Origin of the sequence: Vibrio sp. L3-7 (assembly GCF_963898195.1) — a bacterium.
Classification (GTDB): Bacteria; Pseudomonadota; Gammaproteobacteria; order Enterobacterales; family Vibrionaceae; genus Vibrio; species Vibrio echinoideorum.
Window position 1 is genome coordinate 183,090 of the sequence record NZ_CAWQUW010000002.1, and the last position, 16,339, is coordinate 199,428.

11 protein-coding genes are annotated in these 16,339 nt (G+C 43.8%); 5 read left to right on the forward strand and 6 right to left on the reverse strand.

Annotation, left to right across the window (positions count from 1 at the left end):
- Window positions 1-149: 149 nt before the first annotated feature.
- From rsmC to hemL, 3 genes are all read right to left on the reverse strand, one after another.
- Window positions 150-1,172 carry a 16S rRNA (guanine(1207)-N(2))-methyltransferase RsmC gene (gene rsmC, locus AACW75_RS03160; RefSeq protein ID WP_145570498.1) on the reverse strand — a complete coding sequence of 341 codons (1,023 nt, stop codon included), beginning with the start codon at window positions 1,170-1,172 and terminating at the stop codon, window positions 150-152.
- A 110-nt stretch (window positions 1,173-1,282) separates the two neighbouring features.
- Window positions 1,283-2,368: an AI-2E family transporter gene (locus tag AACW75_RS03165; protein ID WP_017073093.1), complete on the reverse strand. Its 1,086-nt coding sequence runs from the start codon at window positions 2,366-2,368 to the stop codon at window positions 1,283-1,285.
- 331 nt (window positions 2,369-2,699) lie between these two features.
- A complete protein-coding gene (gene hemL, locus AACW75_RS03170; protein ID WP_017073091.1) occupies window positions 2,700-3,995 on the reverse strand; it encodes a glutamate-1-semialdehyde 2,1-aminomutase in 1,296 nt (431 codons plus the stop codon).
- A gap of 296 nt (window positions 3,996-4,291) precedes the next feature.
- Between hemL and erpA the strand changes: the two genes are divergently transcribed.
- From erpA to AACW75_RS03185, 3 genes are all read left to right on the forward strand, one after another.
- The gene (erpA, locus tag AACW75_RS03175) at window positions 4,292-4,633 is read left to right on the forward strand and encodes an iron-sulfur cluster insertion protein ErpA (RefSeq protein WP_029224783.1); all 342 of its coding nucleotides are present in this window, start codon (window positions 4,292-4,294) and stop codon (window positions 4,631-4,633) included.
- Between the two features lie 338 nt (window positions 4,634-4,971).
- Window positions 4,972-6,096, forward strand: coding sequence for an efflux RND transporter periplasmic adaptor subunit (locus tag AACW75_RS03180; protein WP_145570499.1), 1,125 nt, complete (start codon window positions 4,972-4,974; stop codon window positions 6,094-6,096).
- A gap of 10 nt (window positions 6,097-6,106) precedes the next feature.
- Window positions 6,107-9,220, forward strand: coding sequence for an efflux RND transporter permease subunit (locus tag AACW75_RS03185; protein ID WP_145570501.1), 3,114 nt, complete (start codon window positions 6,107-6,109; stop codon window positions 9,218-9,220).
- Between the two features lie 90 nt (window positions 9,221-9,310).
- Here the strand turns inward: AACW75_RS03185 and AACW75_RS03190 are convergent, their stop codons facing one another.
- Window positions 9,311-10,600 carry a peptidoglycan DD-metalloendopeptidase family protein gene (locus AACW75_RS03190; RefSeq protein WP_145570503.1) on the reverse strand — a complete coding sequence of 430 codons (1,290 nt, stop codon included), beginning with the start codon at window positions 10,598-10,600 and terminating at the stop codon, window positions 9,311-9,313.
- Window positions 10,601-10,729: 129 nt separating this feature from the next.
- Between AACW75_RS03190 and tyrS the strand changes: the two genes are divergently transcribed.
- Together tyrS and AACW75_RS03200 are read left to right on the forward strand one after the other, a co-directional pair.
- Entirely contained in the window at window positions 10,730-11,917 is a 1,188-nt protein-coding gene (gene tyrS, locus AACW75_RS03195) for a tyrosine--tRNA ligase (RefSeq protein WP_004734518.1), read from the forward strand.
- Between the two features lie 384 nt (window positions 11,918-12,301).
- Complete coding sequence (locus AACW75_RS03200; protein WP_145570505.1) at window positions 12,302-13,147, forward strand: magnesium transporter; 846 nt, start codon at window positions 12,302-12,304, stop codon at window positions 13,145-13,147.
- Window positions 13,148-13,283: 136 nt separating this feature from the next.
- On the opposite strand, the gene dacB is transcribed toward AACW75_RS03200, so the two are convergent.
- Window positions 13,284-14,717: a serine-type D-Ala-D-Ala carboxypeptidase gene (dacB, locus tag AACW75_RS03205; protein WP_145570507.1), complete on the reverse strand. Its 1,434-nt coding sequence runs from the start codon at window positions 14,715-14,717 to the stop codon at window positions 13,284-13,286.
- 112 nt (window positions 14,718-14,829) lie between these two features.
- On the reverse strand, window positions 14,830-15,858 hold the full coding sequence (locus tag AACW75_RS03210; protein WP_017073083.1) for a porin: 1,029 nt from the start codon (window positions 15,856-15,858) through the stop codon (window positions 14,830-14,832).
- Window positions 15,859-16,339 lie beyond the last annotated feature (481 nt).

The window sequence follows — 16,339 nt, forward strand, 5'->3', positions numbered from 1 at the left end:
AACGGGTTCCAATTTAACGAAATTAACGAGTTTTTTTACTTTGACAAGTAAGTGGTATTTAAAGCGTGTGCAAAAGCTCACTTTTATAGGCTTTTGATAAAAATATGAACAGACAGCGCAGATAATGACCCTGCGCTGTGCTAGATAGGCTATTTACTTGTGTGGTATATCGCGAATTTAGTGGTCTTATTTAGAGTCGCGCATTTTCCAAAAGCTTGTTCAATAATTGGAACGTATTTTAAGAAACTGTTTGCGACAATAATCATCTCACCCGCTCGCTTTAAATGCTTAGGCGCTTGTGTAAGCAAGGTCTCAGTGGCGCTATAGCTGGTATCTAACCCTGAGTGGAATGGTGGGTTGCTAATGATAAACTGATAGTCTTTTGAGGTGTCAGAATAGACGTCAGAGGCGAACACATTACCTGTCAAACCGTTCGCTTCTAAAGTGGCTTGGCTTGACGCTACTGCGAAGGCACTAATATCACACATCTCCAGGTCGATATCAGGGTTGCGAGACGCCATAACAGCACCTAAAACACCGGCTCCACAACCAAAGTCCAGCACCTTACCTTTTAGTTTCGGTAAAGTATCAAGCAGAAGTTGGCTACCCACATCGAATGCGCCATGGCTGAACACGCCAGGAAGGCTTTTCACGGTAAGTGATTGCTCATCAATATTAACCGTGTAGGTTTTAAACCAGTCTTGCAGGTTGAAAGCTTCTGGTTGTTCGAAACATTGACCCCAGTAGAAAGAACAACGACGCGCCGAATCGTATTTCACGACTTTGCCGTAAGGAGCGAACATCTTTTCGATGCTTTTCACACCTGAACGGTTCTCACCAACAACGACGATCTCTATATCCTTGCCTAGCTTGGCAAATAACATCGCCAACAGAAACTCAGCTTCAGCTTTTGCTTTTGGCCAGTAAAGCATCACTAGGTCTGCTTTCGTTTCGTCTGTAAATTCAGCACCATAAAAACGTTGAATTGTGTTGCAGCCTTCTAATTGACGGTAGTAGCTGTAATTAGAAGTAAACACTGTGACTGATTCACAATGTTTCGCTAATTCAACAGGGAATAAGTCTTCTGCCTCACCAGCAACTAAAACATGTTTGCCTTCAAAGTAGGCGAGTTGACGTTGAGCAATCTGGCTTGGTGCAATATAAGCTGACATAGGACACTCTATTGAATCGTTAGCAAAAAATGAGGGCGGATTTTCGCACAATCCGCCCAAAGCTTGAAGTGTTTAATACTCGTTCGGCAACCAAGTTGCTGAAGAGTTGCTTAACTCTTGTCTTGCTGGTTCAAAAAGTCCTTAAACTCTTCATCGTAGATGTTGAATAGGACAATGGTAATAGCAAAAATCAATGGACCGTAGATAAGACCAATTAAGCCAAACAGTTGAATACCACCTAATAGCGAGAAGAAAATCATTAGGGTATTCATGCCAGCGCTGCCTTGCATCAGCAGTGGACGTAGAAGGTTGTCAATTGAACCTACAATCGCTACACAGTAAACCGTTAGGAAAATCGCCCACGTTGTATCACCTGTTAGGAACAAGTACGTTGCCGCTGGAATCCAGATTAATGCGGTACCCACTACAGGAATGAAAGAGGCGAAGCCCATCATTGTGCCCCAGAATAGACCAGGGAAGCCTGCTATCCACATACCTAAACCGCCAGCAAAACCTTGCGCGATTGCCGTTAAGAATGACCCCATTACGGCTGACTTCGATACCTGCTCAATTTCAGTTAGAAGCTTGTCTTCTTGGCTTCGAGATAGTGGAAGAATGTGACGAGCTGCGCTGATGATTTTGTCGTGATCTCTTAATAAGAAGAACAGAACAAACAACATCAAGAAGAAGTCCATTAAGAAATTGGTCGCATCACCAAGAATTTTTGCACTGATACCGACAAGTTTCGAACCGAAGCTCGTCGCGAACTCGCCCACTTTCTGTGCGATAGCTTGTGGTTCAATGTTGTCAAAAGGTAGGTAGTTATTTACAAACGACAGGGCTTTAACAACCAGAGGATGCGCAAATAGAGTTTGAATACCGCCATGTGTCACCCATTGATAGGTGTTTTGAGAGAATAGAGACCCTTGTTGAACAATGGCTGCAAATACGGCTAATAAAGGAATAACAATAATAAAGGTCAGGATCACACACGATAGTAGGGAGACGATGTTTTCTTTATTAGGGAGTTTTTTTTCAAGCCACTCATGGATCGGGAACATCAATAGTGAAATGATAAATGCCATCACGATTGAGTTAACGTACGGCTCGATAAGTAAATAACAAGCATAAGCCGCCGCGAGCAGGGCAATGATGATCACCCAGTGACTGGAATTAATTTTAAGTTTTTCTGACACGGTAATGGTCTCTATATTGGCATTCTGAGTTTATAATGGCTGCAAAACAGAGAGTTAGCAATGAGGAGTTTTGATTATGGGATGCTGTAATAAAGATAAGAAATGCCAAGACGAAGAACAGCAAACAAAAAAAGAGATCCCTTGGTTCAGAATGTTCCTCGGTACAATCATGTTGTTGGTTTTTCTTTTTTGGGAACGTTAAGCGTTTCTGAGTCGAAAGGCAGGAGAACCCAAGCGACAATATGCGTGATTGATGAGTGCGATGTATTAAAAAGGGCTGCAGTAATGCAGCCCTAAATTCAAACGCTTAGCTTAAATGCTCGTGGTTTGATTAGTTGCTTTCAGAAGCAATGATAGCGAAACAACGGTCAGCGGCTTCTAATGTTGCATCAATTTCTTTTGAACCATGAGCAAGAGAAGTAAAGCTTGCTTCGAATGCTGATGGTGCAAGGTAAACACCATGCTTAAGCATTAGGTGGAAGAAGCGCTTGAAGCGTTCTACATCACACTTAGTTACATCTTCGTAGCACGTTACTGACTCTTGATCAGTAAAGAAGAAACCGAACATGCCACCAACTTGGTGTACAAGCATCGGGATGCCGTGCTTTTCAGCTAGGTATTTGAAACCGCTTGCGAGCTGTTTGGTTTTCGCAGCAAGACGCTTCTCGTTGCCTTCTTCTCTTAAAAGGCTCAGACACGCGTAACCTGCAGCCATTGCTACCGGGTTACCTGAAAGCGTACCTGCTTGATAAACTGGACCTGTTGGTGCGATGTATTGCATCACGTCTTTACGGCCACCAAAAGCACCCACTGGCATACCACCACCGATAACTTTACCAAGACACGTTAGATCGGGTTTGATGTTGTAATAAGCCTGAGCGCAACCTTCTGCAACGCGGAAGCCGGTCATTACTTCATCAAAGATTAGCAATGCACCTTCTTGGTCACAGATTTCACGTAGGCCTTCGTGGAAGCCTTCTACTGGTGGGATACAGTTCATGTTGCCTGCTACTGGCTCAACGATGATACATGCGATTTCACCTTTGTTTGCAGCGAAGATTTCACGTACTGAGTCTAGATTGTTGAACGTTGCTGTTAGCGTCAGCTTAGCAAAATCAGCAGGAACACCTGGAGAGCTTGGTTGACCTAGAGTCAATGCACCAGAACCTGCTTTTACTAGTAGGCTGTCTGCGTGGCCATGGTAACAACCTTCAAACTTAAGAATTTTGTCACGACCAGTGAAGCCACGAGCTAAGCGAATTGCACTCATTGTCGCTTCTGTACCTGAGCTCACCATACGAAGTTGTTCCATAGAAGGAACCATTTCAGAGACAAGTTCAGCCATTTTGATTTCAGTTTCTGTTGGTGCACCGAAACTTAGGCCACGTTGTGCTGCATCAATCACAGCCTCACGGATAACTCCGTGGTTATGACCTAGGATCATTGGGCCCCAAGAGCCAACGTAATCGATATATGCTTTACCATCAGCATCAAAAATAAGTGGGCCGTCAGCTCGCTCAACGAAGATTGGAGAGCCACCTACACCGTTAAAAGCGCGCACTGGAGAGTTAACGCCACCCGGAATAGTTTGCTGTGCCTTTTGATACAGTTCTGCTGATTTGGTCATTGATATATCCTCTTTTGACTGTCGGACCAATTGGCACGCATTGTACCTATCCACAATCCAACTAGGAATGCTTTCGCTGATATAATCCCCCGAATCTGGTTGTTTTGTGTGGTTACACGTTTTAATGATCAGATATTGACGAGTTTACGGCAGTAAAAGTAATGATCCTGTGGTGAATACTTGAACGTTTCAGTCAGGTATTAGATAATCATCAGAATATAAGAAAATACTCAACAACTATGGTCTCGAATTAGGTTTGTATCATGTTGTTTTTGACACAGGTAAGAGAGGTTGTTGTGAGCGAAGTAAATATCCCATTGTCATTTTCTGATGCTGCTGCCATCCGTGTAAAAACGTTGATTGCAGAAGAAGAAAATCCAGAACTAAAACTACGTGTATACATTACAGGTGGTGGTTGTAGTGGTTTCCAATACGGCTTCACATTTGATGAAAAAGTAAATGATGGCGACACTACTATTATCAACAGCGGCGTAACGCTGGTTGTTGACCCAATGAGCCTGCAATACTTAATGGGCGGCATGGTTGATTACACAGAAGGCCTAGAAGGCGCACGTTTCTTTGTAAATAACCCGAATGCAACGACAACATGTGGTTGTGGCGCATCATTTAGCGTATAGCTTGGACCGAAAGATAGCTTGAGTTGAAAGCTATCTTAGAAATACTGTAAACGCCGAACTTATGTTCGGCGTTTTTTTTTAATGAATACATCATATAAAACAAAGGGTAAGTTCATTTCTTCTATTCGCGTATCTTATGGGTTATGTTGAATTGTGATGTATTGCGTTTGTTTTATTTACTTTAATTATAGTAGACGCCATATTTTTTAAATTGTCGAGAGCGTCCAACTTCGATCGGTGTTGCTCTGTTAAGGTAACTCTTTGTGCATCAGGATGTTGTACATTACGTTGTGCAATAAAATCGCACGCTTCAACCACACTGCACAAAAGGATTTGTTATGCCTACTCAATTTTCTGGCTCATCGCTTTCTCAGAAATTTAAGCAGCCTTGGTTAGTTTCACTCGTTCTCGTCATTTTATTGTCGATCTGGCTTGGCTTAGGTGTAGGGCAAGCTGAAGAGTCGCCTGTAAAAAAGTCGACAGAAATCCCGATGGCAAAAGTCTCCTTTCAAGCATTCACGTCTTCACCGACCTTTAAAACGATTGATCTCTACGGACGAACGGCGCCAGATAGGCATGCTCGTTTGGGGGCTGAAGTGGCTGGTAAAGTGGTCAAATTAAACGTGGTTAAAGGCGATATGGTCAAAGCAGGACAGGCCATTGCTCAAATCGACAAAGGCGACTTAGAGATTCAACTGGAACGAGCCTCTGCTTTATATCGATTAAAACAAAAAGAATTTAAGGCTGCGCAATCATTGAAGAAAAGAGGGCTTCAAGGAGAAATCGCTTATACCACCGCAGAGGCTTCACTAACCGAAGCCAAAGCCATGAAGCGCAATGCTGAACTGGCCTTAAAAAATACAGTTATTACATCGCCTTTTTCTGGTGTGGTTCAAGACTTGATGGTTGAACTCGGAGATTTTGTTGGCGTTGGAGACCCAGTTGCGGGAGTTATCGATCTCGATCCTTTAGTCATCGAAGCCGATGTTAGCGAGCGCCATATTCAACATTTATTAGTTGATCAATCTGCGTCGGTTCGCCTGCTAGGGAGAGAAGAAGCTCAAGGTCGTTTGCGTTATGTATCTCGAATTTCTTCTACTTCTACGAACACCTTCCCAATAGAGATTGAAATTGATAACTCCGAAGGTTTCTTACCTGCGGGGGTCAGTGCAGAAGTAACACTCAACCTAGAAACAAGCGATGCAATCAAGATTACACCTGCAATGCTGGCATTAGATGAGGCCGGTAATCTTGGGGTCAAAACCTTAATATCTATTGATGACTCTCCAATCGTGAAGTTTGTCGGTATTCAATTAGTCAAAGCTGAGCAAGACGGAGTATGGCTTACTGGATTAGGTCAACAAGTCGATATCATCACCGTCGGGCAAGGTTTTGTACGAGATGGTGATGCGGTGATTGCTGTTGAGCAAAATACTGAACTTTCTAAAGCGAAAGCAGAGTAGGAGATAGCCGATGTATTCAATTATTGATGCAGCCTTGTCTCGCGCTCGAACAATGCTTTCCCTTCTAGCGTTGATCCTTGTCGCGGGTGCTGTGACTTATATTACGATCCCTAAGGAGTCGAGCCCTGACATCACGATTCCTATTATCTATGTTTCTGTAGGGCATCAAGGTATCTCTCCTACTGATGCCGAACGTTTATTAGTTCGACCAATAGAACAAGAGCTTAGGTCTATTGAAGGCGTAAAAGAAATGACGGCAACGGCAGCAGAAGGCCATGCCTCTGTTGTGTTGGAATTTAATGTCGGTGTTGACCTCACCAAAGCAATGGCTGATGTTCGCGATGCCGTTGATCTGGCTAAGCCCAAGTTGCCAGAAGACAGCGATGAGCCGACTGTAAATGAGGTGACTCTAGCATCGGAACAACCGGTACTTTCGGTGGTTTTATTCGGAACTGTCCCTGAACGTACCATTGTGCAGATTGCACGGGATCTTGGCGATGAACTAGAAAGTTATCGCCAAATTTTAGAGGTCGATATTGCAGGCGATCGCGATGACATCGTGGAAATCATCGTTGACCCATTATTGATGGAGAGTTACAGCCTAGATCAAGCGGACATCTATAATCTGATTGCTTTGAATAACCGAGTGGTGGCCGCAGGCTTTGTTGATACAGGCTACGGGCGTTTTTCTGTCAAAGTCCCTTCTGTGTTTAACTCCTTAAAAGACGTACTTGAGTTGCCAATCAAAGTGGATGGTAAACAGGTAGTAACCTTTGGCGATGTGGCTACGGTTCGCCGAGCGTTTCGAGATCCTGAAAGCTTTGCCCGTTTAGATGGCAAATCCGCGGTTGTCTTGGATATCAAGAAACGTGCAGGTGAAAACATCATTGAAACCGTTGAGCTAGTCAAAGCGGTAATGGCTGGTGCTCAGCAGCAAGCCGAGTGGCCAAACAATCTCTTGGTCAAATATACTTGGGATGAATCTAAAGATGTGAAGATCATGCTCAATGATCTGCAAAACAATATCTTATCAGCCATTATTTTGGTGGTGATTGTTATCATCGCGATTCTTGGTGTTCGCACCGCCTTGTTGGTGGGCATTTCAATTCCCGGCTCATTCCTGACAGGGCTGCTGGTGCTGTCGGTATTTGGCTTAACCGTCAACATCGTGGTCTTGTTCTCTTTGATCATGGCTGTGGGTATGTTGGTCGATGGTGCGATTGTGGTGACCGAATTTGCCGACCGGAGAATGCAAGAAGGGGAAAATCGAAAAGCCGCTTACCGAGATGCCGCCAAGCGTATGGCATGGCCGATAACGGCATCAACGGCAACGACATTAGCTGCGTTTGCTCCGTTACTGTTTTGGCCTGATGTGACAGGGGAGTTCATGAAATTCCTGCCATTAACACTGATTGCCACGTTAACTGCTTCATTGATCATGGCGTTGCTGTTTGTTCCAGTTTTGGGTGGCTTGATCGGTAAACCTCAATACGTTTCGCCTAAAAACCAAGCTCGAATGGTGGCACTGCACAATGGTGACTTCTCACAAGCAACAGGTTTAACGAAAGCGTATTACCAGACACTGTCGATTGCGATTAAGCATCCATTTAAAATTCTGATCAGTGCGATTGTATTGTCTATCGCAGTTGGTTTTACCTACTCAAAGGCAGGGCTCGGTGCAGAGTTCTTCCCTGAGGTTGATCCTCCATTTTTCAATGTCAAAGTTCGCTCTCATGGTGATTTATCTATCCAAGAAAAAGACCTGATCATGCGTGATATTGAACTAACGATGCTCAATCATGATGAGTTCGATACGGTTTACACGCGAACAGGTGGTGACGACCAAATTGGTTTGATATCAATTACTCCCGTTGATTGGCAATATCGCCGCAGTGTTAAGGCGATCATTGAAGAGTTAAAGGTGCAAACCGATCAATATGCTGGGGTTGAGATTGAATATAAGTTTCCAGATGCAGGGCCTCCGGTTGAGAATGACCTAGTTATTGAACTGTCAGCAAGAACGCCAGAGCAACTTAGTCAAGCGGCCAAGATCGTCAGAAACTGGGCGGATGGTAATCAGGCACTGACTAACATCAGCGATACTGCGAGCAAAGATGGTATTGATTGGAAGGTGGATATTCGCCGAGACGATGCCGCGCGTTTTGCAGCAGACGCGACTTTGGTGGGTAATACCGTCCAATTCGTGACTAACGGGTTAAAGATTGGTGACTACCTCCCTGATGACTCATCAGAAGAGGTCGATATCTTAGTGCGTTACCCGAATGATAAGAGAGACATTGGCCGCTTTGACCAGTTAAGAGTCAAAACACCGGCTGGCTTAGTGCCGATTACCAACTTTGCGCAGATTGTTCCTGACCATAAGCAAGACACGATTAAGCGCCTTGATGGCAAGCGTGTGGTGAACATAATGGCAGATATGGAAGAGGGCTATAACCTTGCGCTCGAACTGCCAAAGATTGAGCAAGCGTTAAGTGAGTTGGGCTTACCAAGTAGCGTGGAGTTCCGTATCCGAGGTCAAAATGAAGAGCAAGAGAACTCGTCAGCTTTTTTGCAAAGTGCGTTTTTGGTTGCACTGGCGGTGATGGCGCTGATTCTGATTACTCAGTTCAATAGCTTCTATCAAGCGTTTTTGATTCTTAGTGCGGTGCTGTTCTCAACGGTTGGTGTGTTTGTTGGTTTGCTTATCTTCCAGCGTCCGTTTGGCATTGTGATGTCCGGTATTGGAGTGATAGCGCTGGCAGGAATTGTGGTAAACAACAATATTGTGCTGATTGATACCTATAACCAACTGATAAAACGCGGCTTGGACAAGCGAGATGCGATTCTCAGGACAGGTGTTCAGCGTTTAAGACCAGTAATGCTCACTACGGTTACCACCATTTTAGGCTTGATGCCGATGGTGTTAGAGATGAACATCGATTTGATTAATCAAAAGATTGAGTTTGGCGCACCGAGCACGCAATGGTGGTCGCAACTCGCTACGGCAATTGCGGGAGGTTTGGCTTTTGCGACAGTATTGACCTTGGTGCTTACTCCTTGTCTATTAATGCTAGGTCGAAATAAGAAGCCCGATGTGTTCCCAAGCAACGATAGTGAAAGATAATTCCTGGTTCGATGGAAATAAAAAGAGCGCCTTGATGGGCGCTCTTTTCGTTGGTTTATATGGCTATTAATCTAATTAGTCACTAGTAGCCTAATTAGTTGCTATTAACTGGCCGTATCGCTCAAGGTTACTCAATCGAATTTCTGAGTTCGCAATAAATGTTGCTTTTGCTTTACCCGTTAACGACTTAGATTGCGGTAATTTCACGGTACGCGCATTCTTATGTACGCCATTGACCAAGAATTCATAGTGTAAGTGCGGACCAGTAACACGACCTGTGCCACCCAAAGTACCAATGGTTTGGCCTTGTTTTACACGCTGGCCTGTTTTCACCATACGTCGCTTCATGTGCAGGTATTTGGTGATGTAGGTGTTGCTGTGTCGGATGAACACATAGTTACCGTTGAATTGGTTGTAACCCGACTTCTGGACAATACCGTCACCGGCTGCCCATATCGGCGTGCCAACAGGAGCTGCATAGTCGGTGCCTCGGTGAGCTCGAACCTTGCCTGTTACTGGGTGTTTTCTGTTAGGGTTAAAGTTCGATGTCACACGACGGAAATCAATCGGTGAGCGCAGGAAGGCTTTCTTCATTGCGCGACCGTTCTCATCGAAATAGTTGCCACTCTTATCATCCAATACCGCGGTAAATGAATCACCTTGGTTTTTGAATACGGCCGCCATAATCTTACCGCGACCAACAACTTCGCCTTCAACCACTTTCTCTTGGTACAAGATTTTGAAGCTGTCGTTGTTGCGAATATCTAACGCAAAGTCGATATCCCAACCGAATATACCCGCCAGTTCCATGATTTGGTTTGCAGTTAGGCCTGCATTGACGCCTGCATTCCAGAAGTTAGAAGTGATGTTGGCTTCGGCATAGTTGTACTGGTAAGCCACTTCTTTTTTGTCGAAACTTGATGAGAAAGAATCGCCAGACTTAGTGATCTTGAAGCTTTCAAACGCACTAAGTTGTCGTTTTAACTGAATAAGGTCATTGTTTTCATCAAAACCAAACTGCAATACATCGCCAGGTCTTAGGTTAGACAGCTGCTTCTTAATATCATTATTGGTATTGAGTAGCGTGATCAGCAAGCGGTATGAGAGGCCAATACGTTCAAATAAGACAGAGGTGCTTTCGCCAGAACGAACGGTGTATTTCTCCCAATTAAGCACAGCCGTCGGCGGCGCGTCACTCGAGCTAACAAGTGCAGATGCATTGATAGTCAGTGGGTAATGTTTCCCCACCACTAAAGCGCCCGTATCGTCACGTAAACTGCTGACATCGGGGAGTAAGAAGATCGCGACGAAAATTACGGCACTAAAAAATGCGATAAAAGCCCGGTGCAAAATAGGAAGGCGTGCAAAAATAGACAACATGTTCCGGTTCGTTCTGTAAATATTATGAAAATCGACGACGGAATAGTGTAACTGGTTTCAAAATACATCGCTATTCAAGTAAGATGTCTAATTATTATATTTTTGCCAAATCTGTGGGAGTGAACAAGAATGGCGAGTATTGAAGCTGCACTAGCCGAGATCAAACGTGGCGTAGAAGAACTGATTCCAGAAGACGAACTGATTGCTAAATTAAAAGAAGGTCGTCCTTTACGCATTAAGCTGGGTGCCGATCCAACTGCTCCAGATATCCACCTAGGCCATACGGTTATCTTTAACAAGCTTCGTGCTTTCCAAGAGCTTGGTCATGAAGTGACATTCCTTATTGGTGATTTCACTGCAATGGTTGGTGATCCATCAGGTAAGAACTCAACACGCCCGCCGCTAAGCCGTGAAGACGTATTGAAGAATGCTGAAACTTACAAAGAGCAAGTATTCAAAATTTTAGACCCTGCGAAAACACAAATTCGTTTCAACTCTGAGTGGCTATCTGAGCTTGGCGCTGAAGGCATGATTCGTCTTGCTTCTAACCAAACTGTTGCTCGTATGCTTGAGCGTGATGACTTTAAAAAGCGTTACGCTGGTGGTCAACCGATCGCAATCCATGAATTCATGTACCCACTTCTACAAGGTCACGACTCTGTTGCACTAGAGAGTGATGTTGAGCTTGGTGGTACTGACCAGAAGTTTAACCTTCTAATGGGTCGTGAACTGCAAAAAGCAGCAGGTCAAAAACCACAAGCGGTACTGATGATGCCATTACTTGTAGGTCTAGACGGCGTTAAGAAGATGTCTAAGTCTGCGCACAACTACATCGGTATTAGCGAAGCACCAAGCGAGATGTTTGGTAAGATCATGTCTATCTCTGACGATCTAATGTGGAGCTACTACGAGCTACTGTCTTTCCGTCCACTTGAAGAAGTTGCGGAACTGAAAGCTGGCGTTGAGGCGGGCAAAAACCCTCGTGACGTTAAAGTACTTCTAGCGAAAGAGATCATTGCTCGTTTCCACAGTGAAGCGGATGCTGAAGCGGCTGAGCAAGAGTTCGTTAACCGTTTTGCTAAGAATCAAGTACCAGACGAAATGCCTGAATTCGAATTCGAAGCAGGTTTACCGATTGCTAACGTTCTAAAAGAAGCGGGTCTTGTAAACTCTACTTCTGATGCGATGCGTATGATCAAGCAAGGCGCGGCTAAGCTTGAAGGCGAGAAGATTGAAGACAGCAAATTCGTACCTGAAGCAGGTACTGCAGTTTACCAAGTAGGTAAGCGTAAGTTTGCTCGTATTACTATTAAGTAATAACGCACATCAATAATTGAACAAAAGGCATCCACGGATGCCTTTTTTATTGACACAAAGTTGACGAAGTATTTAAACGCCTGTTGCTATACTATGCGCGCTGTCATATTGACAGTAATTCTGGAGATTTTTATGAACAATACCGACCATCCTCCTAGTTTGAATGGAGAAGAATAACCCGTCTCGGTATTGATCTATTGTCCTGCCGTTCGGGTAGGGTATCTTTGTTTTTCCCCCTCATTCTTTTCCACACACTAGATTCTAACAAGTAGACACACCAGTAGCTTTCAGCTCTTGGTGCGCATAAATCTATAAATCTATAAATCTATAAACTTATGCTATTTGTTTTGATGGTCGTTACCTTTGCCAATCGGGAGATTCGCCATGACGGTAATGAACAACACTTTTTTATCTATCGAAGCTTTGTACACAGAGCAAGACATCCAAGCTGTATCTAATGCATTTCAACAGTATGGGCGTGAGCAACAAATTAACCTTTTAAACCGAATGCCACTTGAAGATGCGGTGCTAGTACTTGGGCAATGTTCTCTTAGTACGATTCAGACTTTACTTAGTGAGTTAGAGGTGCAGGGTTTTGAGAAGCGCTCTCGACATCTAGCTCACCAACTAGGGCTGATCTACTCAGAGGTTGAACCTCAACAGGGTTACCTTTCAACTGGAGTGCTTAGTCATGTTAGGCAGCGTATCGGTTGGATTATTGCATTAGCACTGCTGGGTATTGTCTCTGGGCTTATCATTGCTCAGTATGAAGACATTCTCAGTCAGTTGGTACTTTTGGCAATTTACATGCCTGTAATTGCTGCTGCTGGTGGTAACACCGGAACACAAGCTGCGACTCTGGTCATCAGGGCCTTAGCCACAGGCGAGTTGAAGAAGCGCCAATGGGCTAAGGTTCTTTGGAAAGAGTTTAGAGTCGCTATCTGCTTAGCACTTGCTATTGCCTTGGTGATGATAGGCCGTATTTTATTATTCAGTGACAATCAATCTACAGGCGGTTACGACATTAATATGATTGCTTATGCGATTGCTGTCGCTCTGTTTATTCAAGTGACAATATCAACTGTGCTAGGTGCTGGGCTACCGATTGTTGCTCGGTTATTCAAGTTAGATCCGGCGGTGCTGGTGAGCCCTGTTTTGGCTTCAGTAGTCGACATTTCGGGGATGTGGATTTACTTCACGGTAGTGAATTTATTTTTGGGTATCGCTTAACGCCGTCAAATAAAGACTTTGGAAACAAAAAGCACTTCCGAAGAAAAACACCTTAGAAACAAAAATGGCGCTGAAGATTTAAGATCTTCAGCGCCATTTTTTATTGTTTAATTAACAGCCTCTTACAAGTAAGCAGTTATCTGGATTTGCTATGTGTTTGGCTGAATTTAACTACATCTGTGTAGAAAGCACGTTCAAATTGGGTGATAGGTGCTTCGACTGGTTTGTCTGGATCTGGCTTGTCGGGGAAGTAATCACGCACAAACTGCACAAACAGAGAGTTTGGTTTTCCCGCTTTATCTAAACCAAAACCTGCCATATTGTAGCTACCATACAAAGACCCACTTTTCGCAATAATATTACCTTGGATTGGTGCTTTTCTCATGCTTTGACGGTATTTGAGCGTTCCATCAGTGCCAGATGTAGGCATAGCCTCAATCAGGTTGAGCTGTTGATCGTTATCCCAGATATAACGGAGAACCTGAGCCATGGTTTGCGATTTCATTCGGTTATTCCTCGAGAGCCCTGAACCATCGACTAGCTGTGCTTTGCTGAGGTCGATATTGGCCTTCGTCAGCAGTATCTGCTTTATTGCTTCTGTGCCGTTATTGAAGCTGCCCGGTTGGACATAAAACGTTGCACCCAGTGTTTTGGTTAGGTTGTCTGCTATTAGATTGTCTGATTTCTTCAGCATGGTATCGAGCAGTTCGGGAAGCTTTTCAGAATGATGGCTCGCGACTAACGTGGTTTTGTTTGCTTTAGCTTTTTTTCCAACAATTACATCGCCTTTAACTTGGATTTTCAGCTCTTCAAGAAGCGATGTCACGACTTGATAGGTATAAAGCTCTGGGTTTTGAATCGCGAACTTGAGCGGCAGTGGCTTCTTACGCTCTACTAAGCAACCTGACAGCTTGTAAGCGTTGTCTGGAGTAGTAATTAGCTCTAAGTCGCATTGCGTGGCTTTCTGCCCTGAGCGAGTTACGGTGGCTGCGGTGGTTGTCACGTCTATCGGATAGTGAGCGGGAATATAGACACGAGTGCTGCCGTTATCTTTTGTATAAATAGAGGCTTGTGCACAGTTATTGTCTAAGGTCATCGCGCTAGAAGGCGCGCTGTAACAAACGCCTAGAATGTCCCAAGGCCAACCCACCGCTCGTTGATAGCCCGTATAAGCCGAGTTATCGAGGTATAAGTTGCCTTTGATGGTTTTAGATTGCGACTTAGCGTATTGAGCCAAAAGGCTTTTTAGATGTTCTCGTTGTAGCGTTGGGTCACCGCTGAATGAGATCACAACATCTTCATTAGAACGAGCTATGTTGGTCGTGTAGTGAAAGTCATCCCCCAATTCCAACTTGGCTGCCAAAGCCGTAACCAGTTTTAAAGTGCTGGCTGGTGGATAAAAGCCATCAGTGTCGGTATTCATTTTATTTGAACCTCCACTTAATGACTGCAGTATTAAGGTTGTACTACTACCATCGGGCAGTTTATCAAGAGGGGCATATGCGAAAGCGTTAATTGAGAAAAGGCTAATCGAAAAACTACATACAAGTAGGGTGGGTAGAAGGCGCATAGAAGATTTTCTTGGATGGCTGATGTTTTTAGTATACAGATATAAAAAACGCCCGCTAGATAGCGGGCGTTTTGATTCTCAATTAACTAATTAATCAATTAGATAACCAGAATTAGAAGTCGTAACGTAGACCGATAGCTAGTTCGTCTTCAGCTTGTGCTTTAGTTGCACCACGGTTTACTAAAGTATCAGCTGTACCGAACTTGTCGCCTTCACTGATTAGGTTGAAGTTGTACGAGATGTACGAACGGAAGTTAGGCTTGAAGTAGTAAGTCGCATCTACAGCAACGTTGTCAGCTGATGTATCACCATCTGTTTCTGCGTTGTTGTACGTTAGAGTGAATGCAGCTTTATCTAGCGTGTATGCAGTTGCGAATTCGTAACCAGTGTAATCACCGTTGTCTTTCGATAGTTCACCATCAGTGAATACACCAGCAAAGTAAAGAGCTTCAGTGCGGAAAGATGCTGCTAGCATGTATTCGTTTTGCTCGTCTTGGTCAGCGTAACCTGCACCTAGCTTAAAGCCAGAGTCGCCGATTGCGTAGATACCAGATAGAGAGTAGCCGTCTTCGTTGTTATCAACGAAATCACCAGCTAGGTTTTCTGAACGGTCAGCAAAACGGTAGCTTGCTTTAACTGCTAGGTCTTGGAATTCACCTTTGTATGAAAGCATGTTGTCTGTACGGTCTGCCGCTGCAATCTTGTATGCTGCTGAGTTACCGTGGTAAGACATGATATCGGTAAAGTCAGTGATTACGCCTAGCGCACCGTCGTTTTTACCGTAAGTTACTTCACCGAATGTACCGCCGATACCAGCGTAAGTGTAACGATGATCGATAGAATCAGCGTCGCCTTCGTAGTCGTTTGCGTTGTATTCTGCTTCGTAGAAACCAACACCGTATAGGCTGTCTTGGATTTCAACTTTACCTAGGAAGTTAAGACGTACACGTGTGTTGTCTTGTGCTTTACCATCTTTTAGAGATAGACGAGCTTCCGCACGACCACCGATTTCTAGAGAAGTGCCGTTTGAGCTGTATACAGAAGTACCGTCAATACCACCAGCTTGTTTGCCGTCCGCTGCCACTGCGTTAGTAGCAAGAGCTGCAGCCGATACAGCAAGCGCGATCATAGTCTTGTTCATGTTATTAATTCCTAATTACTGTCCATAGAGGTTTTATCAAGGATTTGAACCCTTTTGTGTATTGCCTGTATTAATCAGGCTTCATAATCATGATTAGAACAGAAGTCTGAAAAATGCCAGTGCAATCCATGGGTTACTTTTTACCTCTAAAGTTCCATTGTTAGTTAGTAAAATGATATAAAACTAAAAAATGAACACTGTTTTATTATATTTATTGTTTCTCAAGTGTATGTTTTTAAATGTTTTTTATAAAAGTGTGATCTGTGTTTATTTTGTTTGTTTTTTGTTTTTTTAGGTATTTATTTCTCAGCTTATTGATGAGGAGGTTATTATTCATTTTTGTGATGTCTGTAATTTAGACCTAGATAAAGCTTTTATAACGCAAAGTGGAATAAAGGTGATTTAGCCATAAAGTTTGTTTACACTAAGCCAAATCGTTTTGTTTCTATCACCCAATAACTATGTTGGGTGGATTTATGTT